This window comes from Phreatobacter stygius (assembly GCF_005144885.1).
Lineage (GTDB): Bacteria > Pseudomonadota > Alphaproteobacteria > Rhizobiales > Phreatobacteraceae > Phreatobacter > Phreatobacter stygius.
Map to the genome: position 1 here is coordinate 5803926 of NZ_CP039690.1, position 24724 is coordinate 5828649.

The 24724-nt window shown below is 66.9% G+C and carries 20 protein-coding genes; 5 read left to right on the forward strand and 15 right to left on the reverse strand.

Features of this window, described 5'->3' with window-relative positions; all coding sequences use genetic code 11:
• Positions 1 to 5: 5 nt before the first annotated feature.
• Complete coding sequence (locus tag E8M01_RS27445; RefSeq protein ID WP_170182108.1) at positions 6 to 1085, reverse strand: polyamine ABC transporter substrate-binding protein; 1080 nt, start codon at positions 1083 to 1085, stop codon at positions 6 to 8.
• Between the two features lie 77 nt (positions 1086 to 1162).
• Entirely contained in the window at positions 1163 to 2470 is a 1308-nt protein-coding gene (locus E8M01_RS27450; RefSeq protein ID WP_136963061.1) for an LLM class flavin-dependent oxidoreductase, read from the reverse strand.
• A gap of 95 nt (positions 2471 to 2565) precedes the next feature.
• On the opposite strand from E8M01_RS27450, the gene E8M01_RS27455 reads away from it, so the two are divergent.
• Together E8M01_RS27455 and E8M01_RS27460 are read left to right on the forward strand one after the other, a co-directional pair.
• Positions 2566 to 4536 (forward strand): helix-turn-helix domain-containing protein, encoded by a 1971-nt coding sequence (locus tag E8M01_RS27455; protein WP_136963062.1) that lies wholly within the window; start codon positions 2566 to 2568, stop codon positions 4534 to 4536.
• An 82-nt stretch (positions 4537 to 4618) separates the two neighbouring features.
• Positions 4619 to 5104, forward strand: a complete 486-nt coding sequence (locus E8M01_RS27460; protein ID WP_136963063.1) for a flavin reductase family protein — start codon at positions 4619 to 4621, stop codon at positions 5102 to 5104.
• A 330-nt stretch (positions 5105 to 5434) separates the two neighbouring features.
• On the opposite strand, the gene E8M01_RS27465 is transcribed toward E8M01_RS27460, so the two are convergent.
• Positions 5435 to 7225: a peptide ABC transporter substrate-binding protein gene (locus tag E8M01_RS27465; RefSeq protein ID WP_136963064.1), complete on the reverse strand. Its 1791-nt coding sequence runs from the start codon at positions 7223 to 7225 to the stop codon at positions 5435 to 5437.
• Between the two features lie 415 nt (positions 7226 to 7640).
• Here E8M01_RS27465 and E8M01_RS27470 point away from each other — a divergent pair, with 415 nt between their 5' ends.
• Positions 7641 to 8294: a MarC family protein gene (locus E8M01_RS27470; RefSeq protein WP_136963065.1), complete on the forward strand. Its 654-nt coding sequence runs from the start codon at positions 7641 to 7643 to the stop codon at positions 8292 to 8294.
• A gap of 15 nt (positions 8295 to 8309) precedes the next feature.
• Here the strand turns inward: E8M01_RS27470 and E8M01_RS27475 are convergent, their stop codons facing one another.
• Both E8M01_RS27475 and E8M01_RS27480 read right to left on the reverse strand, forming a co-directional pair.
• The gene (locus E8M01_RS27475; RefSeq protein WP_136963066.1) at positions 8310 to 9185 is read right to left on the reverse strand and encodes a glutaminyl-peptide cyclotransferase; all 876 of its coding nucleotides are present in this window, start codon (positions 9183 to 9185) and stop codon (positions 8310 to 8312) included.
• A gap of 100 nt (positions 9186 to 9285) precedes the next feature.
• Positions 9286 to 9750, reverse strand: a complete 465-nt coding sequence (locus E8M01_RS27480; RefSeq protein ID WP_136963067.1) for an Lrp/AsnC family transcriptional regulator — start codon at positions 9748 to 9750, stop codon at positions 9286 to 9288.
• 134 nt (positions 9751 to 9884) lie between these two features.
• Here E8M01_RS27480 and ald point away from each other — a divergent pair, with 134 nt between their 5' ends.
• On the forward strand, positions 9885 to 11000 hold the full coding sequence (ald, locus tag E8M01_RS27485) for an alanine dehydrogenase (protein ID WP_136963068.1): 1116 nt from the start codon (positions 9885 to 9887) through the stop codon (positions 10998 to 11000).
• Between the two features lie 16 nt (positions 11001 to 11016).
• Here the strand turns inward: ald and E8M01_RS27490 are convergent, their stop codons facing one another.
• The 3 genes from E8M01_RS27490 to E8M01_RS27500 form a co-directional block, all read right to left on the reverse strand.
• Positions 11017 to 11337, reverse strand: a complete 321-nt coding sequence (locus E8M01_RS27490; protein WP_136963069.1) for an antibiotic biosynthesis monooxygenase — start codon at positions 11335 to 11337, stop codon at positions 11017 to 11019.
• A gap of 349 nt (positions 11338 to 11686) precedes the next feature.
• Entirely contained in the window at positions 11687 to 12997 is a 1311-nt protein-coding gene (locus E8M01_RS27495; RefSeq protein ID WP_136963070.1) for a M20/M25/M40 family metallo-hydrolase, read from the reverse strand.
• A gap of 191 nt (positions 12998 to 13188) precedes the next feature.
• A complete protein-coding gene (locus tag E8M01_RS27500; RefSeq protein WP_136963071.1) occupies positions 13189 to 15741 on the reverse strand; it encodes a heavy metal translocating P-type ATPase in 2553 nt (850 codons plus the stop codon).
• Between the two features lie 165 nt (positions 15742 to 15906).
• Here E8M01_RS27500 and E8M01_RS27505 point away from each other — a divergent pair, with 165 nt between their 5' ends.
• On the forward strand, positions 15907 to 16116 hold the full coding sequence (locus E8M01_RS27505; RefSeq protein WP_136963072.1) for a heavy-metal-associated domain-containing protein: 210 nt from the start codon (positions 15907 to 15909) through the stop codon (positions 16114 to 16116).
• A gap of 140 nt (positions 16117 to 16256) precedes the next feature.
• Here the strand turns inward: E8M01_RS27505 and E8M01_RS27510 are convergent, their stop codons facing one another.
• The 7 genes from E8M01_RS27510 to E8M01_RS27540 form a co-directional block, all read right to left on the reverse strand.
• On the reverse strand, positions 16257 to 17780 hold the full coding sequence (locus E8M01_RS27510) for a multicopper oxidase family protein (protein ID WP_136963073.1): 1524 nt from the start codon (positions 17778 to 17780) through the stop codon (positions 16257 to 16259).
• 48 nt (positions 17781 to 17828) lie between these two features.
• Entirely contained in the window at positions 17829 to 18263 is a 435-nt protein-coding gene (gene cueR / locus E8M01_RS27515; protein ID WP_136964865.1) for a Cu(I)-responsive transcriptional regulator, read from the reverse strand.
• A 332-nt stretch (positions 18264 to 18595) separates the two neighbouring features.
• The gene (locus tag E8M01_RS27520) at positions 18596 to 20194 is read right to left on the reverse strand and encodes a zinc-binding metallopeptidase family protein (protein WP_136963074.1); all 1599 of its coding nucleotides are present in this window, start codon (positions 20192 to 20194) and stop codon (positions 18596 to 18598) included.
• A gap of 95 nt (positions 20195 to 20289) precedes the next feature.
• A complete protein-coding gene (locus E8M01_RS27525) occupies positions 20290 to 21870 on the reverse strand; it encodes an ABC transporter substrate-binding protein (RefSeq protein ID WP_136963075.1) in 1581 nt (526 codons plus the stop codon).
• Positions 21871 to 22291: 421 nt separating this feature from the next.
• Positions 22292 to 22987, reverse strand: a complete 696-nt coding sequence (locus E8M01_RS27530) for an ABC transporter ATP-binding protein (protein ID WP_136963076.1) — start codon at positions 22985 to 22987, stop codon at positions 22292 to 22294.
• The gene (locus tag E8M01_RS27535) at positions 22981 to 23760 is read right to left on the reverse strand and encodes an ABC transporter ATP-binding protein (RefSeq protein ID WP_136963077.1); all 780 of its coding nucleotides are present in this window, start codon (positions 23758 to 23760) and stop codon (positions 22981 to 22983) included. The genes E8M01_RS27530 and E8M01_RS27535 overlap by 7 nt, the downstream gene beginning before the upstream one ends.
• The gene (locus E8M01_RS27540) at positions 23753 to 24724 is read right to left on the reverse strand and encodes a branched-chain amino acid ABC transporter permease (RefSeq protein WP_136963078.1); all 972 of its coding nucleotides are present in this window, start codon (positions 24722 to 24724) and stop codon (positions 23753 to 23755) included. The genes E8M01_RS27535 and E8M01_RS27540 overlap by 8 nt, the downstream gene beginning before the upstream one ends.

Genomic DNA, 24724 nt, shown 5'->3' on the forward strand with positions numbered 1-24724 from the left:
GCGGATCAGGCCAGCTTCCAGGCGGCCCAGCGCTCCTGCAGCTTTTTCAGATTGTCGCGCCAATATTCGGCATTGATGACGAAGCCGCGCTTGAGGTTGTCGGGTGCGGTCGACAGCCAGGGTGTGATCTGTGGATCGACCGCGCCGAAGGCCGCCGGATTGGTCGGCGCATAGGCGATCATATTGGCGAGCTTCGCCTGGTTCTCCGGCAAGGTCATCACGTCGATCAGGCGCATCGCCGCGTCGCGGTTGCGGCTGCCGCGGGGCACGACGAGATAGTCGATCGACTGGATGTTCTGCTCCCAGGAAATCGCGATCGGCGCGCCCTTTTTGGCCGCGTCATAGGCTCGGCCGTTGAGGATCAGGCCGAGATTGACCTCGCCGTCGACGAACAGCTGCTGCGACTGCGAGTTCGTGCTCCAGAAGATGGTCTGCGACTTGATCGTGTCGAGCTTGCGCAGCGCGCGCTCGACATCCAGCGGATAGAGCTGGTCCGGCGCGACGCCATCGGCCATCAGGGCTGCCTCGACGGTCGCCACGACATTGTCGCCGAGCGTCCGCTTGCCCGGAAAGCGCCTGAGGTCGAAGACATCGGCCCAGGTCTTGGGCGTTTCCCGCCCGGCGAAAGCCTTGGTGCTGTAGCCGATATTGTAGGACCAGGCGATGCAGCCGATGCCATAGTCGTGGACGAAGCGCGGATCGATCCGGCTGGTGTCGACGATGCCGCGGTCGATCTTTTCGAACAGGCGGTCGCCGACCCCGGCATAGAGGAAGTCGATGGTGACGTCGGCGACGTCCCAGTCGGGTGCGCCGCCCTCGATCATGGCGCGAAACTTGGCCGCGTTCATCGGGCCGTCCTGGACCACGCGGGCGCCGGTCAGTTGTGCGAAGGGATCGCAATAGCTGACCTTCTGGGCGTCCTGGTAAGCGCCGCCCCAACTGGCGAAGACCAGCGTCTTGCCCCGGAATTCGCCCGAGGTCTGCGCCTGCACGGGCAGGCCGCCGCCGAGCGCCATGGCGCCGCCCCATCCGAGCGAGGCCTGCAAGACCTTGCGGCGCGTCAGCCGTCCATGAGAAGTCGCCATCGTCCTGTTCCCCTTGTGTGTTGACGAGACCGGCAGCTTGGCTTTTTGGTTTGGCTGCCGACCGGCAAGGCGCATTGTCAGTTCTGCAGATTTTCTCGAAGCGTGCGGCCGGCATATTCGGTCCGGAACAGGCCGCGCTTTTGCAGTTCAGGCACCACGCTGCGGCAGAACTGCTCGAACATTCCGGGAAACATGGTCGGCGCCAGCACGAAGCCGTCGCAGAAGCCGGTCTCGAACGTCTCCTCGAGCCAATCGGCGACGGTTGTCGCGGTGCCCACCAGTTCGCGTCCGGTGCCGCGCTTGACCGCCGCCTGGGCGAGCGTCAGCCCATCGGCCTTCATGGTCTGGCGCAGGATGTCCTCGGTTCCCTTCATGCCCTGGTTGCCCTGCAGGCCGGCCAGCGAAACATCGGATTTCAGCTTGGTCAGGTCCGCGCCGAGCCCGCTCGACGAGGCGGCGACGCTCAGCTCCGGATCGATCAGGCTGTTGAGATAGTCGGCCCGCTCGCGTGCAATCGATTCGGTTTCTCCGAGCACGACCGAAACCGCCGGCAGGATCGCGCATTCCGACGGCGGGCGGCCGCGCTTCTCCATGCGCGATTTCACGTCCTGATAGAATTCGCGCATCTCGTCGCGGCCGCGCTGAATGGTGAAGATGACCTCGGCCCAGCGGGCGGCGAACTCGCGCCCGCGGTCCGAGCTGCCGGCCTGCATGATGACGGGGCGGCCCTGGGGGCTGCGCGGGATCGACAGCGGACCGCGCGTCTTGACCCAGCGGCCCTGATAATTGGCGTAGTGAACCTTGGCCGGGTCGGCCAGGACGCCGGCCTGCTTGTCGAGCACGAAGGCATCCGCGTCCCAGCTGTTCCACAGCGCGAAACAGGCTTCCAAGGCCTCGTCCGCCCGATCGTAGCGCTCGTCGCGCGGCGGCAATTCGTCCATGCCGGCATTGCGGGCCTCGAGGTCGGTCGCCGAGGTGACGACGTTCCAGGCGACCCGGCCCTTGCTCATGACGTCGAGCGAGCCGAGCCAGCGGGCCAGGTGATAGGGCGTGTGAAAGCTGCTCGACAGGGTCGCGCCGAGGCCGAGATGCCGGGTCGCTGCGGCCATGACCGGCAGGACCACGGTCGGGTCGAGGAAGCTGATCTGGCCACCGCGCCGGACATAGGCGTCGAAGCTGCCGCCATGGATGTCGTAGAGGCCGAACAGGTCGGCGAAGAAACAGCCGTCGAAACGGGCCGCTTCCAGCACCCGCGCGATATGTTCGTAGCGGCTTGGATCCAGGATGTCGTTGAGCGTCGATTCCGGATGCCGCCAGCCGCCGACATGCATCGCGGTTGGGCCGGTCTTCAGGTAGGCGATCAGATGCATCTGACGTCGTTGCATAGCAAAAGCACTCCCGATGCATCAGGCGGCCGGATCGACCGGCCGGCGAGGACGCCGACCGACCGCGCCTGGCGTCGCCGAACCCCGGGGTTCGCATGCTGGCCCCTGGTCTCGTGAAGGATGATCCCCGGCGCGTCCAACGGGTGCATCCTCCTTTTCGTAGGAAGCGATCTTTCAGCTCTGCGTCGGTGTGTGCTACGAATCCGGCGATGGAACCCTCAAGCGAGCAGCGCCTTCCATCGTCGGATCAGGCCTCGCTGTTCCGCTCGCTCGGAGCGGCGGCCAGCCACATCAATGCCAGCGGCGATCTCGACACGACCTTGCGCCATTTGCTGGAGGCGGTCTGCAAGGACACGCCCTGGGCCGCCGGCGGCATCATGAGCGTCGACACCGACGAGGGTTATGCCCGGGTCGTCGCGCGACACGATCCGAGCCATCTCGGCGCCAGCCTGAGCGACCGCTGGTCGCTGGCCGAAAGCCCAAGCCGGCTGGCGCTCGCCGGCAACGAGCCGGTGATCATCCGCGACGCGCAGAAGTCGAGGCAGTTTCCAGGCTACCGCCGCGAGGCGATCGAGCACGGCTATCGCACCGTGGTCGTCCTGCCCATGCAATACCGCAACCTCGCTGGTCATCGCACCGTCCTGTCGGTGCGTTCCCGCGCGATCGTGGCGGTCACCCAGGCCGAAATCGCGTTGCTCCAGTTCGTCGTTCATCTCGGCGAGATCGCGATGAACAAGGCGCGGTCCCTGGCCGAGGAACAGGCTTTCGGTGAGCGTTTGCGCAGCGCGCTGACGGCCCATGGGCTGCTGCTCGATCAGGCGCTGGCCGACGGTTCGGTCGAGGCCGCCGCCGCCAAGGTGGCGTCGATGCTGCCCAATCCGCTTGTCATCGTCGACCTGACGTCGCGGCGGGTCCTGACGCAACATTCGCCGCTGCCCTTGGAGATCGACGACATCACCTGGCAAGCCATGACGGCGGGCGAGGGCGGCCAGCAATTTCTCGATCTGGCCCGGCGGACCTTTCCGGGCGGGCGGCTGGACGCGCGCGACCTGGAGGTTTCGATCGGCGGCCGCAAGCTGCGGGTGCCGGCCATCGTCTGCCCGCTCAATGTCGACGGCGAGCGGGTCGGGGCCTTGATCCTGTTCTCGAGGACCTCCGACTTCAACGACCTCGACCATCTGCTGCTCGACAGCGCCCGTTTCGGCCTGAGTGTCCAGATGATGCGGTCCTATGTCGCCCACGCGGCCGCCGCCCGCAGCCTGGAAGATCTGTTCGCCGACCTGCTCGACGGCAAGGTCCGGGCGCTTCACGACATTGCCGACCGGGCCCGCCGGCTCGGCATCGACCTCGACATGCCGGCGCGGCTGCTGGTCGTCAGCCTGGCGCGGGACGACAGGCTTGCACCAGCGGCAGCCGCCGAAATCCGGCGCGCGATCGAACCTGCCGTGCAGCGCTTCGATCGGCTCGCCACCGCCGTCGCCCGGGCCGGTGCGATCGTCGTCAGGTACCCGGCCGATCGCGGCAAGAGCACGGACATGGCGGCGCTGACGCGGCGCCTGATCGACGAGGTCAGGACCGCCGCTGGCGAGACCCCGGTCGTCGTCGAGAGCGATATCTGCCGCCAGCCGGCGGATTATGCTGGCGCCTGGCGCGACTGCGGCCGGGTGCGTGAACTCGCCCGCCGCTTCAACCGCAGCGGTGTCGTCACCGCGCGGGATTTCGGGCCATTCTTCGTGTTGATGTCGGCGGTCGACGGAACCGAGATGCGGGCCTTCGTCGACGACCTCATCGGCGCCGCGGCAAGACACGACAAGACCCACGGCACCGCCTATATCCAGACGCTCTCCACCTTCCTCGATCACGGCTGCCGGAGCCAGCCTTGCGCCGACGCGCTTGGTCTGCACGTGACGACGCTGCGCTACCGGCTGGCGCGGCTCAGGGACCTGTTCGGGCTGGAGACCGACACGCCCGAACAGCGTTTCGCCCTGCAACTGGCGCTGCAGTTCCAGAAAATCATCGTGCCGGGAGAGGCGCACGCGGTTTCAGAGGAACCGGAGGAAACATGAGCGACCGGTTCCCCTTCACAGGAGGAAGGAGGCGGCGCCGTTCTCGGCCAGTCTGCGCCGGTCACGTCGGAGCGCTCGAGACATGGACCCTGCGCATTTCAGCCAAGACGATCTGCGCCGCGCATTTGGCACGTTTCTGACCGGGGTGACCGTCGTCACGACCCGTGACGACACCGGGGCGCCGCGCGGCATGACGGCGAATTCCTTCACCTCCGTGTCGCTCGATCCGCCGCTGGTTCTCGTCTGCATCGGCAAGCGCTCTTCCAATATCGGCTCGTTTCAGGAGGCGGGCTCGTTCGCCGTCAACATTCTCGGCCGCGAGCAGACCGGGGTCGCGACCCTGTTCGCGTCACGCGGTGCCGACCGGTTTGCCGGCGTGGATTGTCGGCAAGCGGCCACCGGCGCGCCCATCCTGGATGACTGCCTGAGCTGGTTCGATTGTCTCCTGCACCAGCGGGTCGATGCCGGCGATCATCTGATCCTGATCGGCGAGGTGCAGGATTTCGGCGTCAATTTCTCCGAGCCGCTCGGCTTCTGCCGCGGCAGTTTCATCAGCCTCAGCCAGTAGAAGGCTTCGGGGCGAGGGCGCGCCGGATTCATGCAGCTCGAAAATATACGCTGTTTCAGTGGCTTGCGGAGCACTCGGTCGTGCGTCGAGGCCTCGCACGAGAACCACCACCTTCACCTCTCCCCGCCGGGGCGAGGTGAAGGTGGTGGTTGCGGCGCGCCCTTCGAAGGACGCAAGGCCCATCACCGCCGGTCTTGAGATGTGTGCATCCGGCAGGACGATCGGGGGAGGCGGGCCCGCCCCGGGTGTCCCCCGGGCGCCGGCCATCCGCCGTCGCATCGGCCCGAGATGCCCCGAGCCAACCGGACCTGCCGAGGTGGTCGCTGGCGCTCACGCCGGGCGATGCCAGTCGCAGAGCAGGAACATCGCATTGTCCCAACTGCTCAGGTTGACCGTCATCCGGTTGTTGACGGCGGCGACGTTCGGGCGCGAGACCACCGGCAGGACGATCGATTGGTTGATCGCGATATCGTTGATCCTGATCAGCGCGGCGGCGCGCTTGATCGGATCCAGCTCGCTCTTGGCCAGCGTGTGGGCCCGGTCGATCTCGGGATCATTGAAGCGGGTGATGTTGCGGCCCTGCCATTTATTGTCCTTGCTGGCGATTTCCCAGGAGACGAACTGCAGCAGGAAGCGCTCGGGATCGGGCTGCAGCATGGTCACCGTGTACATCTGCATGTCGCAATAGAACTTGGAATAGGTGTCGGGATTGGCGACGTCGGAGGAGAAGAACACTGACGCGGTGACCGATTTCAGCTCCAGGTCGATGCCGGCGCGCTGACAGGCCTGCTTGATGATCGCCTGGCTCTTCTGGCGCGGCGCATTGATCGAGGTCTGGAAAACCAGCTTCAATCGCTTGCCGTCCTTGACGCGGATGCCGTCGGCGCCGCGTTTCCAGCCGGCCGCGTCGAGCAGCTGGTTGGCCTTGTCGATGCTGAATTCATATGTCGTATTGGGCGAACTGAACCGCGGAGGCGCCGCGACGAAATTGGGCGTCGTCGTGCCGGTCCGGCCATAGATGAACTTCTGGATCGAATCCTTGTCGACCAGCAGGCCGATCGCCTTGCGCACGCCCGGGTCGCCGAGGATCGGATGCCGGGTCTTGGCGCTCGCCCGCTCGCCGTCGACTTCGGTCCACGGGTCCGTGGTGTTCAGCATGATGAATTCGATATTGCCGCCGGGCACGATCTGGGTCCTGCCGCGCCCGCCGTTCTCCATGCGCTGCAGGATCTCGTCCTCCACCAGCACGTTCCAGGCATAGTCATATTCGCCGGTCTGGATCACCGCGCGCGCCGCCGAGACGGCATCGCCTCCGCCTTTCATTTCGACGCTGTCGAAATGGGGCCGGTTGGCCATGTGGTAGTCCGGATTGCGCTCGCCGCGCAGCAGGTCGCCGGGTTTGAATTCGACGAACCGGAAGGGACCGGTGCCGACCGGCTTGAGGTTGGCGGGCGCATCGCGCGAGGCGGCGCCTCTATAGTCGGCAAAATGGTGCCTGGGGATGATCATGCCCGCGGCACCGACGAAAGCATCGGCCCAGAACGGGGTCGGGCTCGGGAAGATCAGCTTGACGGTGAGATCGTCGAGCTTTTCGGCCTTGACGTCCTTGTAGCTGCCGATGGTCGTGGCGGCGGTCGCCGGGTTCGACGCGTATTCCCAGGTGAAGACGACGTCGTCGGCGGTGAACGGCCGGCCGTCATGCCATGTGACGCCGGGCTTCAGCCGCCAGGTCACCGACAGGCCGTCGGCCGCGAGCCCGCCATTGTCGCGGCTTGGAATCTCCTGCGCCAGGAACGGCACGAGGTTGCCCTGCTGGTCCCAGCCGGCGAGCGGTTCGTAGAAGATGCGCGAGCCTTCCTGGTCCTTGGTGCCGACGGCGAAATGCGGGTTGATCAGCGTCGCGGCTTGCCAGAACAACAGTTTCAAGGGGCCGCCGCCGCCCGCCTTGGCCGGGGCATAAGGCCGCGCCACCTGCGCCTGGGCGACGCCGGAAAAGGCCAGCAATTGGGTTGCCATCGGGGCGGTGAGGCCGACAGCCGCCATCCGTTGAATGAAGGCGCGGCGCGACAAGGTCCCGCCCTTTACCTGACCGATCAGCCCGCGCAGTGCATGCTCGTTCATTGGTCCCTCCGAAGGTCTGTGATGTCGAAAGCAACAGCCATGCCGGGCGCCGTCGGCGTCGTCTCGGATGAGAGTATTCGTCGCGCGCACATAGCCAAGACATTCCCGGGCAAAACCTCGCCGGCCGAGGCCGATTGTCGGTGGCGCCCGGCGCGCGCGCATCCTTGGCTTCGCAGGAGCGGGCGTCGCCGATGTCCTGTGGTTCCAACTATGGCGTGGGAGGCGGGCAGCCAGGGCGCCCCGATCCCGTGCCGCCTCGCGGTCCCGGCACCGTCCGCGCCCGGCCTTTCCGGTCGGTGATTCACCGTCCATAGTGCTTCAGGTCTCGCCACGCGGTGCGGGCCGGGCAAGCCGCTCCGACTGACGAGCGCGGGGGCGCATGGTTCCCGAGCTGTCGTGATCCCTGAAAGTGGAAATGCCGATGGACGGCGCCGTTCAAACATTTCTCCTGGCCTTCTCCGGCCTGATCTCGATCGTCAATCCGATCGGCGCGGCGCTGATCTTCAGCCAGGTGGCAGCTGGTCGATCGCCGGCGGAACGCAGCGAACTCGCCCGCAAGATTGCCTTCTATTCAGCCCTGGTGATGCTCGGCGCTCTCTGGGGCGGCGCCTATGTTCTGAGCTTCTTCGGCATCAGCCTGTCGGCCTTGCGCATCGCCGGCGGGCTTGTCGTCGCGGCGAGCGCCTGGAGCCTGCTTCAGACGCCCGAACGCAACGAGGAGCGCAAGCAGCAGCAGGCCTCCGAGGCCGAGGGCATCAACGACGTCGCCTTCTTTCCGCTGACCATGCCGTTCACCACCGGGCCCGGCACCATTTCGGTCGCCATCGCGCTCGGCTCCAATCTGCCGCTGAACCAGCCGGGCTATGCGCCGATCATCGTCGGGGCCTCGGCGGCGGCCTTGGCCGTCGCCGCCGCGGTCTGGCTGTCCTATGCCTTCGCGGACCGGCTGGTCGCGCTCCTCGGCCATTCGCGTGCCCGGGTTCTCGCCCGGATCGCAGCCTTCCTGCTGTTGTGCATCGGGACCCAGATCACGCTCAACGGGATCAGTGATTTTGTTAAAGCGCTTTAGCGGTCGCTGTCGGCACTAGCGCGGCGGCAGCCGCAGCGGGCTGCCGCGCCGGACCAGCCTGATCTCGAACAGCTTGGGCCAAAGCTTGCCGGTGACGAACAGGCGGCCGTTGCCGTCATGGGCGATGCCGTTCAGCACGTCGGGCCGGCCGCGGACCGGGCCCTGCGAGGTCAGCAATCCCTGCAGGTCGATCCAGCCGGTGACATGACCGGTTGCGGGATTGATCCGCGCGATCCGGTCGGTCTGCCAGATATTGGCGAAGATCTCGCCATCGATCCATTCGAGCTCGTTCAACTGGTCCACGGGCCGGCCATTGGCGGTCACCGTGATCCGGCTGCGCTCGCTCAACGTCGCGGGGTCGAGGAAGCGGATCGTCGCGGTGCCGTCGCTCATGACCAGCGCATCGGCGCTGCGGGTCAGGCCCCAGCCTTCGCCGGAATAGCGGAATTCCTGCCTGAGCGAGAAGCTCTCGAGGTCCCAGACGAAGCCGCGCTGCTCCTGCCAGGTCAGGCCGATCAGCCGGTCGCCCCAGTCGCTGATGCCTTCGCCGAAGGATTGCGCGGGCAGGCGCTGCATCTGGACGACCTTGCCGGTCTCGGGTTCGACCTTGCGGATGGTCGAGCGGCCATAAAGGCCGGTGCTCTCGTAGAAATAGCCGTCGCGGTAGAACAGCCCCTGGGTGAAGGCCTCCGGATCATGCGGGAAGACGCGCACGACCTCGTAGGAGTAGACCGGAATGGTGTCGTTCTGCGGCGCAAGCGTGAAGGCGGCAAGGCCAAGGGCGGCGATCAGCGCGGCACCGGCCAGAACCAGCCGGCGGCGGCGCGAAATCGCTTGCGCGCCACGCCGTGCGGCATGGGTGATAGCGGCGGTGTTGCCGGTCTCAGGCATGATCGAAACCTACTCCCTGCGGATGGCCGACACTATCCACACCGGCAAAGCCCATCGGAACCTCCCAAGTCATCACAAGGCCTCGATCACAAGGCCTCGATCACAAGGCCTCGATCGGAATGGCGCGATTGATCACCGCGCGCATGGCAAAGCTCGATTGCAGCCGCGCGACGCCCGGCAGCCGCGAGAGCTGCATCTTGTGGATGCGCTCATAGTCGGCGATGTCGCGGGCGAGCACGGTCACCGTGTAGTCGTCGCTGCCCGACATCAGCAGGCAGCGTACGATGGAGGGGCATTTGCGGACAGCCTCCTCGAAACGGGCAAGCGCCTCCTCGCTCTGCTTCTCCAGGGTGATGCGGACCACGACCGTGGTCGTCAGGCCGAGCTTGGCGGGCGCGATCTCGGCCTGATAGCCGGCGATCACGCCGGCTTCTTCCAGGGCTTGCTGGCGGCGCGCGCAAGCGGTGGGCGACAGGCCGACCTGCCGGCCGAGTTCGACATGGCTGATGCGGCCATTGGTGGACAGGGCGCGAAGGATCGCCAGATCGAACTTGTCGAGGGTCATCGATGGTTTCCTGCGCAATGGCCGACAAAGGCGCTTGAATCCTGCGCCAATATCTTTAGCGCCGGCCAAGAACGATGGGAAGCGGCGCGGATCCGCGCTTACCTTCAGCCCGTCCCCCGTCGAGGAATGGTGCCATGTTGGTCGGTGTCCCCAAGGAAATCAAAACCCACGAATATCGGGTCGGACTGACGCCCGCCGCGGTCCGCGAATATGTCGCCGCCCGCCAGGAGGTGATCGTCGAGACCGGCGCCGGCGCCGGTATCGGCGCGACCGACGGCGATTACGAAAAGGCCGGCGCGCGGATCGTCGCCAGGGCGGCCGACGTGTTCTCCCAGGCCGACATGGTGGTCAAGGTGAAGGAGCCGCAGCCGCAGGAATGCGCGCAGCTCAGGCCCGGCCAGATCCTGTTCACCTATCTTCATCTGGCCGCCGACCGGCCGCAGGCCGAGGCGCTGCTGAAATCCGGCTGCTCGGCCATCGCCTATGAGACGGTGACCGACGCGCGCGGCGGCCTGCCCTTGCTGGCGCCGATGAGCGAGGTTGCCGGCCGGCTCGCCATCGAGGCGGCGGCCTTCAGCCTGCGCCGCCATGCCGGCGGCCGTGGCCTGCTGCTCGGCGGCGTGCCCGGCGTCCTGCCGGCGCGGGTGATGATCATCGGCGGCGGCGTGGTCGGCACCCATGCGGCGCGGATGGCCGTTGGCCTCGGCACCCAGGTGACCATCATCGACCGCTCGCTCCAGCGCCTGCGCGAGCTGGACGATCTGTTCGGCGGTCGGGTCCAGACGCGCTACTCGACCATTGACGCGATCGAGGAGGAGGCCCTGGCGGCGGATGTGATCGTCGGTGCGGTGCTGATCCCCGGCGCCAGCGCGCCGAAGCTGGTGCGCCGGGACATGCTGCCGCGCATGAAGCGCGGCGCTGTCATCATCGACGTCGCCATCGACCAGGGCGGCTGTTTCGAGACGTCGCGGCCAACCACCCATGATGCCCCGACCTATGAGGTCGACGGTGTCATCCACTACTGTGTCGCCAACATGCCGGGCGCCGTGCCGCTGACCTCGAGCCATGCCCTGAACCACGCGACGCTGCCTTTCGGGCTCGCCCTGGCGACCCTGGGGCTGAAAGCCCTGGTCAACGATCCGCATCTGCGCAACGGGCTCAACATCCATCGCGGCCGGGTCACCAGCAAGCCCGTCGCCGAAAGCCTGGCCTTCAACTTCCAGCCGGCGAGCGAAGCGCTCGCGGCCTGACGCGAGCCCGGCGTCGTCAGGCCGCGCTGATCGTATAGGCCACTTCATATTGGCCGGGCGCGACCTGGCCGAGCGCAGCATTGCGCTGCAGGAAGCCGCCTTTGGCCAGATGCCGCAGCACCGCGTCCGCCGCCGCGTGATTGGCGAACTGGACGTAATTGGTCACCTTGGTGCCGTCGAAACTCCGGTGAATGCTGGCGGACAGCCAGCCGGGCACCTCGCGCGCCGCGTTGACCGTTTCGATCAGGGAATCGACCAGCATTTGCTGCCGCTCGGGCGCGGTGGTGAAGACATTGATATGCGTGACGATGTCGTTCTCGGCTGTGATCGTCGGCATCGGGAACCCTTGTCGCTCTGAAAGGCCGGGCGGGAGCCGACATGGCGAAGGCGCCCTCGTCGGGTCGCCATGTCGGGTCGGGACGTCGTGATAGTGCCAGCTGATTTTGGCGCGGTCATCAGCCCGGTGTCCGGGTTGGCAGAGGATTGTGCGCGTCATCGGCCAGCTTCGGCGGCAAGCCTGGCGCCGCTCCATCCGTCATGGCCGGCCTTGTGCCGGCCATCCACGGATTGCCTTGACCGCGGAAGACGTGGATGGCCGTGACAAGCACGGCCATGACGAAGCGAGGAACGCCGCGCCAAGCCACAGATTGCCGAGATGTGTGAACTCAGTAGCCCGCAGGGGGAGGTCAGGTGACATCCCGATGAGGTTGGCCTTCGCGACTTGTGTGAATCCCCGATCTCGCCGGGTCGAGATAGTCGGCGGCACACAACGCATGAAGCTTGACCACCGCGATCGCCTCCTCGACCAGGACATGCTCGTCATCGGTGCCCATGCTGATCGGCGAGGGACCGCAGATGACGGCGGGAATGCCGCGCCACCGCCAATAGCGTGTGTCGGTGCCACCAAGGCTCGCAACCGGCGGAGCCTCCGATCCGAGCAAGCCCCGGATATTGGCCCTCAGGATGCCGGCCATCTCGCCATAGGGATCGGTCATGCTGGCGGGATAGCTGTGGTCCTCGTTTACCAGCATCTGACAGCCATGGTCCGTCGCAAGGCGGGCAATCTCGGCGCGGATCGCATCGCGATCGGATCCGATGGGGATGCGGATGTCGAGATGGGCGACGCAGTCGGTCGGGATCTGCGTTGCCTTCTGTCCGCCCTTGATGATGCCGATATTGACCGTGATGCGCCGCGCGATGTCGCCGGCGCCAACCCCCAGATTGGCGTCGGCCGCCGCGATCGACGCCTTGGAGGTCAGGATCGCATCGATCTCGGCCGGCAGTTCGGCGAGCCTGAGGTGATAGAGCGCGTAGATCCGGGCGGTCAGCTTGCAGATCCGCTCGATCGGATTGGGCGCGCGGTGGGGATAGCCGCCATGGCCGCCTTCACTGCGCGAGGCGAGCGAAAAGCGCAGCGTCGCCTTCTCGGTGAAGCGGATATTGCCGAGCCCGCCCGGTTCGCCGTTCAGGCAGCAATCGCCGCTGATCTCCTCAGGGATCTGCTCGAACAGATAGCGGGTGCCAAAGCGCCCGCCGGACTGCTCGTCGGAAACCACGGTCAATGTCAGGGCGCCGGCGAGGCGTTGCCGTTTCTGATGCAGGTAACAATAGGCGAGAACCGAGGCGAGGGTGCCGGTCTTCATGTCCGAGGCGCCGCGCCCATAGATCTTGCCGTCGCGGATCTCGGCTGACCACAACGCTTCATTGGTCACCGGAAACACGTCCAGATGGCCGTTGAGCACCAGATGGCGCCCGGCGCCGGCAGCGTCCCAGCGCCCGACGATGTTCGGCATGGTCTGGTCGAGCGCGACGGTACGATGCGGCACGCCGAAGCGGTCGAGGATGGCGCGGACAAAATCGGCGGCTTCGCGGGTGTCGCCCGGCGGATTGACGCTGCGGATCCTCAGGAAGCGGCGAAGCAGCTCGATGATCTCCTGGCGGTTGCCGTCGATCAGACCGGCCAGTTCCGCCTTCAGGTTCGCTTGTGCTTCCGGCATGGGATGCTCCGTTGATGGTCCGGCCAGTGGAGCACGCCCGACATTCGGTTCAACCGCTATTCGTCGCGTTTTTTAAGACTGCCAGCTCGGTTCGGCCCGATCGCCAGACGAGAACCGCCGCCGGCGGCGGCCGGCGGCGGTCGAATGGTCTCAAACGCGCACGCCTGGCGTCTCCGCGGGCCCGCGTTCGCTTACGCCGCCGGCGTCAGCGGCTTGTGTGCGCGGCCGGCGCTGCGCCCGGCTGCCGCCGACGCGCCTTCGCCTGCAAGCGGCGGGCGGAAGCGCTTCAAGCGCAGCGCGTTGCCGAGCACGAACACCGAGGACAGCGCCATCGCACCCGCGGCGAACACCGGCGACAGCAACAGGCCATAGGCCGGGTAGAGCGCGCCGGCCGCCACCGGGATCAGGGCTGCGTTGTAGACGAAGGCCCAGAACAGGTTCTGCCCGATGTTGCCGATCGTTGCCTTCGACAAGGCGATGGCGGTGGCAACACCGTTGAGGCTCCCCGACATCAGGACGACGTCGGCTGCTTCGATGGCGACATCCGTGCCGGTGCCGATGGCAAGTCCGACATCGGCTTCGGCGAGCGCGGGCGCGTCGTTGATGCCGTCGCCGACATAGGCAAGCCGTCCGTGCTCCCGCTTCAGGCGCTTGACCGCCTCGACCTTGCCCTCCGGCAGGACCTCGGCCACCACCTCGTCGATGCCGAGCCGCCGGGCGATCGCCTCAGCCGTGCGCCGGTTGTCGCCGGTGATCATCGCCACCTTCAGGCCGAGATCGTGCAGCGCCTTGATCGCCTCCGGCGTCGTCGCCTTGATCGGATCGGCGACGGCGATGACGGCGGCCAGCTTGCCGTCGATGGCGGCATAGAGCGGCGTCTTGCCCTCATCGCCCAGCCGTTGCGCGGTCCTTGCGAAGGCCGCCGGATCCAGGCCGAGCAGCACCATGTAGTGATCGGAGCCGATCTCGACCCGTGACCCCATGACCTGTGCCCGGACACCATAGCCGGTCACCGATGAGAAGGTCTCGACAGCGGGAAGATGGAGCTTCTCGGCTTCGGCGGCCGCGACAATCGCCCGTGCGATCGGGTGTTCGGATTTCGCTTCGACGGCCGCGATCCTGGCCAGCACCTGAGCCCGATCGAAGCCAATGGCCAGGTCGAGATCGGTCAGCGCCGGCTTGCCTTCGGTCAGCGTGCCGGTCTTGTCGACGGCGACGACCTTGGCTTCCTTGAGCAGCTGAAGCGCCTCGCCCTTGCGGAACAGAATGCCGAGTTCGGCGCCCCGGCCCGTGCCGACCATGATCGACGTCGGCGTGGCCAGGCCCATGGCGCAGGGGCAGGCAATGATCAGCACCGCGACCGCATTGACCAGGCCGAAGGTGAGCGCCGGCTCGGGCCCGACGAACAGCCAGACCAGGAAGGTGAGGGCGGCCAGGCCCATGACGGCCGGCACGAACCACATCGTCACCTTGTCGACCACGGCCTGGATCGGCAGCTTGGAGCCTTGCGCCTGTTCGACCATGCGAATGATCTGGGCAAGTACGGTCGCGCCGCCGACGGCAGTGGCTCTGATGCCAAGCGCGCCGGTCTGGTTGACGGTGCCGCCGACGACTTCGGTCCCCGCGGTCTTCTCGACCGGGACCGGCTCGCCGGTGATCATGGATTCGTCGATGAAGCTGGTTCCGTCGACGACCTCGCCATCGACCGGCACGCGCTCGCCGGGGCGGATTTCGACGATATCGCCTTGGACGACGGCACCGACGGGAATTTCGAGGACCTTGCCGTCACGCCGGACACGCGCCGTCTTGGCCTGCAGGCCGACGAGCCGCTTGATCGCCTGGGATGTGCGGCCCTTGGCCTTGGCCTCGAGGGTGCGGCCGAGCAGGATCAGCGTGACGATCACCGCTGCCGCCTCGTAATAGACGTTGACGGTGCCGTCCGGCAGCAGGCCGGGGGCTGATGTCGCGACCAGCGAATAGCCATAAGCCGCGAGCGTGCCGACCGCGACCAGCGAGTTCATGTCGGGACCGAGGCGCCAGAGCGCGGGCAGGCCCTTTTTGAAGAAGCGCAGGCCGGGGCCGAACAGCACGACGGTCGTCAGGGCGAATTGGAGCCACCAGCTTGCCTGCATGCCGATCGTGCCGGCGACCAGGTGGTGGATGCCGGGAATGAGGTGCGAGCCCATCTCGAGCGCGAACACCGGCGCGGACAGCACCGCGGCGATCGCGAGATCGCGGCGTAGCTCCGTCGTTTCGGCGTCGCGCCGCTCGGCGGCGCTGTCATCAGCCGTTGCGCCGGGGTCGACCACCGTGGCCTCGTAGCCGCTGTCCTTCACGGCTTGGATGAGCGCGGCCGTGTCGACGCCGGCGCCACGCTCGATACGGGCCCGCTCGGTTGCCAGGTTGACGGCGGCCGACACGACGCCGGGGACAGCCTTGAGCGCGCGTTCGACGCGTCCGACACAGGACGCGCAGGTCATGCCCTGAATGGCGAGCTCGACGGGAGCTGCCGCCGCGACGGTGTAGCCGGCATCCGCGATCGCCTTGACCAGGGCGCTGTGGTCGACCAGCCCCGCGAGACCGATCTCGGCGCGTTCGGTCGCCAGGTTGACATTGGCCCTGATCACGCCCGGCACGGCCTTGATGGCGCGCTCGACGCGTCCGACGCAGGACGCGCAGGTCATGCCTTCGATGGGCAGGCTGATGGTTGTTTGGTCGGCGCGAGCGGCGTGCGACGGGTTCATGGAATGCTCCTGGATTTAATGACTTCTTGGGGCTCGCCATACCAGATGGACCTTCCAATCATGGGAAGGTCAAGGGCGCGCAGTCGGCTTTTTTCAGCCCTTGACCTTGCCATGGTTGGACGCCCCACATCCCGAAGCGACCAGACAGCAAAAAGGAGGTCGCAGATGAAATTGCGTATCGAGAACATGACCTGTGGCGGCTGCGCGCGCAGCGTCACAAAGGCCATCCAGTCGGTTGATGCGAAGGCCGAGGTGGTCGCTGATGTCGTCAGCCGGACCGTCGAGATCCATTCGCCGAAATCCGCCGAAGCCTTTGTCCAGAGGCTGGCGACGGCCGGTTATGCCGCCGTCGAAATCGCCGGCGGCGCAGCCTGAAGGCCTCGCGGCCGATAAAAAACGGAGCGCCGCCGCGACCGGGTTCACGGTTGCGGCGGCGGTCAAGGTTCAATCGCTTCGAGGCCGGCCCTGGGCGGAACAATCGCCCGCCCCGCGCTGGATCGATTCCGCCAAGGGGGTCACGCCTTGACGTCGACGATCCCCATCATGCCAAGCTCCTCATGTTCGAGAATGTGGCAGTGATACATGCGCTGCCCCGGCAGGTCCTGCCGGATCAGCAGTCGCACCGTTTCGCCATGCGCCACGTTGACCGTATCTTTCCAGGCCCGGTAAGCGGGTTTGGTGACCCTGCCGTTGCGCTCCCGTTCGACCCATTGGAACTGTGTGCCGTGAACATGGAACGGGTGGTCCATGTCGGCCTGGTTGACGATTTCCCAGAGTTCGACCTCGCCGGCCTTGGCGACAATGTCGACGCGCTTCATGTCGAAGGCCGCGCCATTGATCAGAAACGCCATCGTCATGCCGCTTGCGTCCATCCCCATCGTCTCGGTGAGCACGAAGCGGCGCGTCTGCGCGGGGGCGCCGAGATCCTCGATCGTGCGCAGCCTGTCCGGCAAGGGCGGAGCCGGCTCGGCTGCCGCCTGCGCGACATTGACGGAGAGTAGCGACATCGAGGCATCGGCCGGCCGGTGAGGCCCCATCCAGCCCCGGTCGTAGTCGAGCGTGCGCAGGGTCGCCTTTCCGGCCTTGCCGAACGCGACGATCACATCGAGCCGCTCCGCCGGTGCAAGGAAAATCTCGTCCGCCGGGACGGGCTTCTCCAGCAGGCCGCCATCGGTTCCGATGACCGTGATCGCCGCGTCCTCGAACGACATCCGCAGGAAGCGCGCGTTGGTGGCGTTGAACAGGCGGAAGCGGCGTTTCGTGCCGCGCAAAACCGACAGGGACGGGTTCTTCTGGCCATTGACCAGGACATGGTCGCCGACACGGCCGTTCATCAGATCGACCATCGTGCTGTCAGGCATGGTCCCGTCGGCTGCGAGGCGCAGGTCGGTGAACACGAGCGGAGTGTCGCCATATGCGACGGGGATCGGATCGACCTTCGGCTTGACCAGGAAAATGCCGGCGAGCCCGCGATAGACCTGGCTGGCCGTCCGGCCATGGGGATGCGGGTGGTACCAGTAGGACCCGGCACTGCCTTCCGGAAGGCTGAAGCGGTAGGTCCGTTCCGCCCCTGATGCCACCGGGTCCATCGGATTGCCGTCCTGATCGGCAGGCACCGGCATGCCATGCCAGTGGATCGTGCTCTCTTCGCCGGGAATCCGGTTGGCGAAGATAATCTCGACCTGATCGCCCTCGGTGACCGCGATCAACGGGCCCGGGCTCAGGCCGTTATAGCCGAGCACCGGCGTGTCGAGGCCCGCGGCGAAGCGGACCTTCGCGGGCTGGGCGGTGAGCCTGGCTTTGAACACGCCCTTGGCTGCCGCCTGGTTCACGAGGCGCGGCAGCTCACGCAGCGGTGCGCCTTCCGGCAGCGCCACGGCGTTCGGGGCCGATATTGTATGGCCCCCATGGCCCCCATGCCCCCCATGGCCCCCATGGCCGCCCATGCCATGGCCGCCGGTCATGTTCATCTGGGCGGATGCGCGTGGGCTTGCGAAAATCGTTGCCACGCCCGCCGCGAGAAAGCTGCGTCGATGCATTTGTTCGTCTCCTGTCTCGGTTGTTCGCGGGCACGACCACGCGAGCGGTCAGTGCGCGGGCCGCCGTTTCGACGGCTTGAGCGGCCCGGCCGCATGGCCCTTCGAAAGCTCTTCGATGATCGGGCAGTGCGGGCGGTCGTCGCCCTGGCAATGTTCCGCCAGATGGCGCAGCGTTTTCGACATGTCGCGCAGCTCGCGCATCTTCCGCTCCAGTTCCGCGACATGCCCGAGCGCGATCTGCTTCACCTCGGCGCTGGCCCGCGAGCGGTCGCTCCAGAGCGCGAGAAGATGGCTCATCTGTTTGACCGAGAAGCCGAGGTCACGGGCGCGGCGAATGAAGCGGAGCGTGTGAACATCACTGTCCGAATAGACGCGATAACCGGATCCCGTGCGCGACACGTTGGCGACTAGGCCGATCGATTCGTAATAGCGGATCATCTTGGCCGAGACGCCGGAGGCCGCTGCAGCTTCGCCGATATTCATGCTTCGGTTCCTTGTGCCCGGGCGTGGTCCGGGGTCTGCCGGTCGCTGGCCGTCACCGGCATCCAACCGTGAACGGCGATCGCGAACGGAGATCTTGGTTGGCTCGTGGCCGTCATGGTCGTGCAACTCCCTTCCCGGGTGGTTGCCCCATTCCATAAAGGTTCCAATCATGGGAAGGTCAAGAGGGGCTGATCGGATGCCGCGAGCGGCATAGGCGGAACGGCCGGCGATGATCAGGTTTCGGTTGGGCAGAAAAAAAAGCCCCCGGAGAGATCCGGGGGCTTGGCGCCTGTCAAAGATGCGACGGCTGTTCGGTGATCGGCCGACCCGTATCAGATCGGCTCGCCGGCGCCGGTGCCGCGATGCGGGGTGGGGAAGCACCACTCGTCGCCGCGCGCGGTGTTGACATATTCCGGCCAGCGCAGGTCGACCGGCGGGTCGAAATCGGCCGGCAGCAGCGGGCCGACCCAGTCCTTGCCGCCCACCCCGCCGCCGGTGCGCTCGCGGAACTCGGCCTGGCACGCCGCCAGCGCACCGGGCTTGGTCGCGAGATCGACCATGGTCAGCGCCATGGTCTTGGCCGCGACGAACAGGCCGGGATCGACCGCCGCGGGCAGGCCGCCGAGCGCGTTATAGGCCCAGTTCGGATAGGCATAACCGGGCGACGGCGGCTGCAGCCGTGGCCGCGCGGCGAGCAGCCGCACAGTCGGGCAATGCCAGGAAAATTCGACATAGTCATCGGCGCTGAGATGGGTCTGCCAGCCGGCCAGCGTGCGTTTCAACCCGGCATCGTTGTCCTCCGGCGTGGTCAGCGTCGTCACGCTCTTGATGAACGGGTTGGCCATCGGTTCCAGGCCGAGGTTTTTCTGGATCTCGCGGCCGAAGGCCAGCGCCTTTTCGTCATAGATCGGGGCGCCGACCGCCTGCAGATTGGCCCAGGTCAGGTCGGTCAGCGCGGTGTTCGGCAAGCCGACGCGCGTCTTGGTCACCCAGCGCACGAAGGCGCGGCAACCGGTCGCCATGGCCGCCGATTTGGCGTTTCGGGCGAGCACGCGCCAGATCTGCTCCTGGATCGCCAGCGACGACGAGCGCCAGGAATATTGGATCTGGCTGAAACGCGGCGGCAGGTTGTCCGAGGTCGCACCGGCATCGCCCAGGACGAATTCGTTGAGCGTCCACGATCCGCTATGCGGGAACATGGCCTCCTTGGTGTATTTCGTCGTGGTGTACATGAGGCATAGGGCGTCGAGCGCGCCAGGCGCGCGGGCGACCGCATGGGCCGTCTGGGACGGCATCAGCGAGGGATCGACCCAGTTCTCGGGATCGTCGGCCTCGAAGGTGATGACCGCGCTCCAATAGGCGCCGAAATGGATATCGCCAGTGACCGTATTGCTCGGCCAGGGATGCCACACGACGGCGGCGTCGAGGTCATCGTAATAGCCCTTGGCGGCGTGGATCGGCTTCGAGCCGCAGACCTTTTCGGCCGGCTCGCCGAACAGCTTCAGCGTGGCGGCCACGCCATGCTGCTCAAAGGCGGCTTTGGTCGCGAGCATGGCGGTCAGCGAGGCCGTGCCGAGCACCGAATGCGGATCGGTATGGCCGGCGGCATAGGGGTGGACGCCTTCGCGCGGCGCCTCGCGCGGCACCACCTGCTGCGAATTGCCGGGCACCGCGTCATATTCCGAGAAGCCGGCGAGCACCGGCCCGCTCTTGCCCCAGCGGGCCGCAAACGCCGTGGGCATGTCGCCGGAGCCTGCTTCGACGCTGAAGCCTTCCTCGCCGAGTATCGCGACATAGGCATCCAGCGAGCGATATTCACGCCAGGCCGGCTCGGCGAAAGCCCAGATCCGCTCGTTGAATGCGGACAGGCGCGGTTCATTGCGCGCGATCCAGTCCAGCGCGGATTGGCGAATGGTGTTCGATGCGGTCATGCGAAGTCTCCGTTGTCTGCATTTCGGCGCCCCCGCCTGGGGCGGGGTGCGCCGGTCGTCTCGGGTGTTGGAAGAGGGGTGCCGCCGGGACCTCGTCAGGCGCGCCTGACGTTCCAGAAGGTTGCGAAGCCGTCGAGCACGCCGGTGATGGACTTGCGGAAAGCGGTCGGCTGGAGGTACTGGCCGAGCGGGTAGTAGGGCACGTCCTTGACCGCCTCCAGCTGGATGTCGCGGCAGATGGCAGCCTGGGCCGCCTCGTCCGCGGTCTCGAACCATGACGCGCGCAAGCCGTTGATCCGCTCGTTCTGCGACCAGCCGGCATAGGTGCCGTCGGCGCGCAGCGCCATGTGCACGGCCGGGTTCAGCCAGTCCATGCCGGCCCAGTTGGTGACGAAAGCGCTCCAGCCGCCGTCCGAGACCGGGCCACGGCGGTTGCGCCGCTGCAGCATGGCGTTGAACTCGACGACATAGACCTCGACGTCCATGCCGACGCGCTTCAGCATGTCGGCGGCCACCGCCCCGATGGCGGCGAGCGCGCCGGCATTGGAGGCCATGATGACGACCTTCTCGCCCCTGTAGCCGGCGGTTCTAAGCTCGTCCTTCACCTGCTCGATCCGGCGCGGCCCGGCGAGCATGTCCAGTCCGGCGGTCGAGGCCATGGGCGTGCCGGGGCAGAAGAAGCCGAGCGGCACGTTGTAGAGGCTCCGGTCATCGGTGCCGACCACGGCCTCCATATAGTCGTTCTGGGCAAGCGCGCCCCACAGCGCGCGCCGGATCGCCGGATTGTCGAAGGGCGGGTGCAGATGGTTCATCCGCATCATGCAGACGAAACCGGTGGGGTCGAGCACCCGGGTCGTCACCTGCCGCGCCGCTTTCAGCATCGGCAGGTGGTCGTGATAGGCATATTCCTGCCAGTGCTGCGCGCCCGACATCAGCGCTGCAGTGGCGGTCGAGGCATCGGGGATCGAATTCCATTCGACCCGGTCGAAATGCACCACCTTCGGACCGGAGGTCCAGCCGAGCTCGCCATCGCTGCGCGGCACGTAGCGCTCGAATTTGGTGAAGACATTGATCGAGCCGGGCGCGCGCTCGTCCAGCTTGAAGCGGAACGGGCCGCTGCCGATGATCTCCGGCACCGGCTTGGAGACATCGGTCATGGCAAGCCGTTCCGGCATCATCACGCAGACCGGCACCGAGGCCTTGCCGAGCGCGATGGGCAGGAGCGGGAAGGGGCGTTTCAGCCGGAACCGAATGGTCCGGTCGTCGGGCGCCGAAAGCTCCTCGGTCGCGTCGATCAGCGACGCGCCGAACGTATCGCGCTGGGCCCAGCGCTTGATGCTGGCCACGCAGTCGCGCGCCAGGACCCGTTCGCCGTCGTGCCAGAACAGGTTGTCGCGCAGCGTCAGGTCCCAGCGCTTGCCGTCAGCCTCGACGCGATGGCCATCGACCATTTGCGGCGTGGCCTGGTAGCGCGAATTCATGCCGTAGAGCGTGTCATAGACCATGTAGGCGTAGTTGCGGGTGATATAGCCGGTGGTCAGGATCGGATCGAGCGTGATCAGGTCCTGCTGCGGGGTGAAGCGCAGCGTGGTCTCGGCCGCCGCACGCACCCGCGCGGGGACGGCAAGTGATGCCGCGGCAATGCCGGCCGTGTGCAGGAACTCCCGCCGTCTCATGGGTCTCTCCATCAGCTCTTGGATTGTGCCGTGTGGCTGGCCGGTGCGTCCGGCCGAGGCGAGACGCGCTTCGCGAGGCGCGGCCTTGCCGCGGCGGAGCCGGACCGTCTCGTCGTTCCGGACCGTCGGGCGCTCTAGCAAGCGCGACCACCATGCCAGCTCTCCGTCATTGCCGTCCCGACGCCGAGCGATCGCGCAACGTGGGAATCAGGCGAACCGCGTCGCGCGCCATGAGCAAAGGCCGGTTCCGGCGAGACCAGTGGGGGCCGGAACGACCATCGGGCATGGTTCATCGACGACGATGCGCGAGCCAGCGTCGACTGCCGGACACGAAAACACCACTGCCGACATTGCGGGGTAGCAATTCATTCTCGCAAAGCGCGCGGAACGGCACGCGCCGATGCGGCCACTTCGGCGCCCGTCAGACGCCGAGATAGCGATGCGCGAGGGCGGCATCCCGGTTGAGGTCCCCTGGCGTTCCCGACCAGACGACGCGGCCTTTCTCGACGATGTGATGGCGGTCGACGAGCGTCGCCATCTCGGCCAGGTTCTTGTCGATGACCAGGATCGTCTGGCCCGCGGCCTTGAGCTCGTGCAGGCAGCGCCAGATCTCCGCGCGGATCAGCGGCGCGAGGCCCTCGGTTGCCTCGTCGAGAATGAGGAAGCGGGGATTGGTCAACAGCGCCCGGCCAATGGCCAGCATCTGTTGTTCGCCGCCGGACAGGGTCCGCGCCGATTGCCGGCGGCGTTCGCCGAGCCGGGGAAACAGCGCGACCACCCGCTCCAGGTTCCACTGCGCGCCGGGCCGCGGCCGGGCGGTCGCGACCAGGTTTTCTTCGACCGTCAGCGAGGCGAAGATGCGCCGGCCTTCGGGGACCAGGCCGAGGCCGAGCCGCGCGATGACATTCGGCGCCAGTCCGGCGATGGCCCGCCCGTCGAAGCTGATCCGGCCGCCGCGTGGCCTGGTCATGCCCATGATCGCCCGCACCGTGGTGGTCTTGCCCATGCCGTTGCGCCCGATCAACGAGATCACCTCGCCGGCGCGTGCTTCGAAGCTGAGGCCGAACAGCACCCGGCTCTGGGCATAACCGGCTTCGAGCCCGTCGACGGTCAGCATGCCGGTTCCTCTCCGAGATAGGCGGCGCGGACATCAGGATGGTCGCGTACCGCGTCGACCGTACCGGTGAAGATGATCCGTCCATAGACCAGGACACTGACGCGGTCGGCGAGCGCAAAAACCGCGTCCATGTCATGTTCGACCAGCAGAATGGCGTAGTGGCGCTTGAGGCTGCCGAGCAGCCGGGTCAGGGCCGCCGATTCCTCCGGTCCCATTCCGGCCATCGGCTCGTCGAGCAGCAGCAGCCTGGGCTGGCGCGCCAGCGCCACGGCGATTTCGAGCTGCCGGCGCTCGCCATGGCCGAGCGTCGCGACGCGCCGGTCTTCGCGATCGGCCAGCCCGACCCGGTCGAGCCAGTCGCGCGCGGCCTGCCGGTTCGCGCCGTTCCGGCGGGGATTGGACAGCATGTCGAAAGAGCCGCCGTGCCGGGCCTCGATCGACAGCAGGACGTTCTCGAGCGCGGAAAAGTCCGGGCATAGCTGGGTGAGCTGAAACGAGCGTCCGAGCCCCAGCCGCGCGCGGGCATGGGCGGGCAGGGTGGTGATGTCGCGCCCGTCGAAGCGGATGCGGCCGGCATCGGCGGCGAGCTCGCCGCAGATCTGGGTGATCAGGGTGGACTTGCCGGCGCCGTTCGGGCCGATCAGGGCGTGGAGCTCGCCGGGGCGCACGTCCAGGGTCACGTCATCGGTCGCGACCAGGGCGCCGAACGCCTTGCGCAGGCCGGTGATCGCCAGCACCGGGGCTGCCGTGACGGCTGCGTCAGGGTCAGTCATGGCGGCGTCCGAACAGGCGGCCGGCCAGTCCCTGCTGGCCGAACAACGCGATGAGGGTCAGCACCGGGCCCATCACGATCATCCAATGCTCGCTCCAGCTCGACAGCAATTGCTCCAGCGTGATGAAGGCGGCGGTGCCGAGGATCGGGCCGAACAGGGTTCCGAGCCCGCCCAGGACGACGATCGCCATGAACTCGCCGGATTTGGTCCAGGCCGCCATGTCGGGCGTGACGAAGCGGGCGTAATTGGCCCACAGGACGCCGGCGAGGCCGGTGCCGACCGCCGAGATGACGAAAGCCGTGAGCCGGAACGGAAACGGCCGGATGCCCAGGTTGACCGCGCGCCGCTCGCTCTGGCGCAAGGCCTGAAGGATCAGGCCGAAGCGCGAATTGACGATCGACAGGCAAATCAGTGTCCAGGCGACGAGCAGGGCCAGGCACAGGAAGTAGAAGGTCTGCGGCCGCGCCAGGTCGATGAACGGCATGTCGTTGCGCCGGTCGAGCATCAGGCCGTCGTCGCCGCCATAACTCTGCAGCGAGACGAGGACGAAGAACACCATTTGCGCGAAGGCGAGCGTGATCATGATGAACTGGACGCCGCTGGTTCTCAGCGCCAGCGCGCCGACGGCGGCGGCCAGCAGGGCGCAGCCGAGCAGCGCCAGCGGCCAGACCACCAGGGCGGCATTGCTGCCCGACCAGCCGAAGATCGGGCCGCCGCCGAAGGTGTGATGGGCGATGATGCCGACGGTATAGCCGCCGAGGCCGAAGAACATGGCATGGCCGAAACTGACCAGGGCGCCGTAGCCGATGATCAGGTCGAGGCTGACCGCCGCGATGGCATAGATCAGGATCCGGTTGGTCAGGCCGAGCAGCGCCGTCGAACCGGTCGCTTCGGCGGTGAACGGCATGGCCGCCAGGATCGCCAGCCCCAGGACAATGGCTGCAAGTCGGAATTTGGCACGCAT

Bases quoted from the DNA above. Each gene is read 5' to 3' on its own strand.
- E8M01_RS27445 (WP_170182108.1), bottom strand. From the start codon at position 1,085: ATGGCGACTTCTCATGGACGGCTGACGCGCCGCAAGGTCTTGCAGGCC.
- E8M01_RS27450 (WP_136963061.1), bottom strand. From the start codon at position 2,470: ATGCAACGACGTCAGATGCATCTGATCGCCTACCTGAAGACCGGCCCA.
- E8M01_RS27455 (WP_136963062.1), top strand. From the start codon at position 2,566: ATGCTGGCCCCTGGTCTCGTGAAGGATGATCCCCGGCGCGTCCAACGG.
- E8M01_RS27460 (WP_136963063.1), top strand. From the start codon at position 4,619: ATGGACCCTGCGCATTTCAGCCAAGACGATCTGCGCCGCGCATTTGGC.
- E8M01_RS27465 (WP_136963064.1), bottom strand. From the start codon at position 7,225: ATGAACGAGCATGCACTGCGCGGGCTGATCGGTCAGGTAAAGGGCGGG.
- E8M01_RS27470 (WP_136963065.1), top strand. From the start codon at position 7,641: ATGCCGATGGACGGCGCCGTTCAAACATTTCTCCTGGCCTTCTCCGGC.
- E8M01_RS27475 (WP_136963066.1), bottom strand. From the start codon at position 9,185: ATGCCTGAGACCGGCAACACCGCCGCTATCACCCATGCCGCACGGCGT.
- E8M01_RS27480 (WP_136963067.1), bottom strand. From the start codon at position 9,750: ATGACCCTCGACAAGTTCGATCTGGCGATCCTTCGCGCCCTGTCCACC.
- ald (WP_136963068.1), top strand. From the start codon at position 9,885: ATGTTGGTCGGTGTCCCCAAGGAAATCAAAACCCACGAATATCGGGTC.
- E8M01_RS27490 (WP_136963069.1), bottom strand. From the start codon at position 11,337: ATGCCGACGATCACAGCCGAGAACGACATCGTCACGCATATCAATGTC.
- E8M01_RS27495 (WP_136963070.1), bottom strand. From the start codon at position 12,997: ATGCCGGAAGCACAAGCGAACCTGAAGGCGGAACTGGCCGGTCTGATC.
- E8M01_RS27500 (WP_136963071.1), bottom strand. From the start codon at position 15,741: ATGAACCCGTCGCACGCCGCTCGCGCCGACCAAACAACCATCAGCCTG.
- E8M01_RS27505 (WP_136963072.1), top strand. From the start codon at position 15,907: ATGAAATTGCGTATCGAGAACATGACCTGTGGCGGCTGCGCGCGCAGC.
- E8M01_RS27510 (WP_136963073.1), bottom strand. From the start codon at position 17,780: ATGCATCGACGCAGCTTTCTCGCGGCGGGCGTGGCAACGATTTTCGCA.
- cueR (WP_136964865.1), bottom strand. From the start codon at position 18,263: ATGAATATCGGCGAAGCTGCAGCGGCCTCCGGCGTCTCGGCCAAGATG.
- E8M01_RS27520 (WP_136963074.1), bottom strand. From the start codon at position 20,194: ATGACCGCATCGAACACCATTCGCCAATCCGCGCTGGACTGGATCGCG.
- E8M01_RS27525 (WP_136963075.1), bottom strand. From the start codon at position 21,870: ATGAGACGGCGGGAGTTCCTGCACACGGCCGGCATTGCCGCGGCATCA.
- E8M01_RS27530 (WP_136963076.1), bottom strand. From the start codon at position 22,987: ATGCTGACCGTCGACGGGCTCGAAGCCGGTTATGCCCAGAGCCGGGTG.
- E8M01_RS27535 (WP_136963077.1), bottom strand. From the start codon at position 23,760: ATGACTGACCCTGACGCAGCCGTCACGGCAGCCCCGGTGCTGGCGATC.
- E8M01_RS27540 (WP_136963078.1), bottom strand. From the start codon at position 24,724: ATGCGTGCCAAATTCCGACTTGCAGCCATTGTCCTGGGGCTGGCGATC.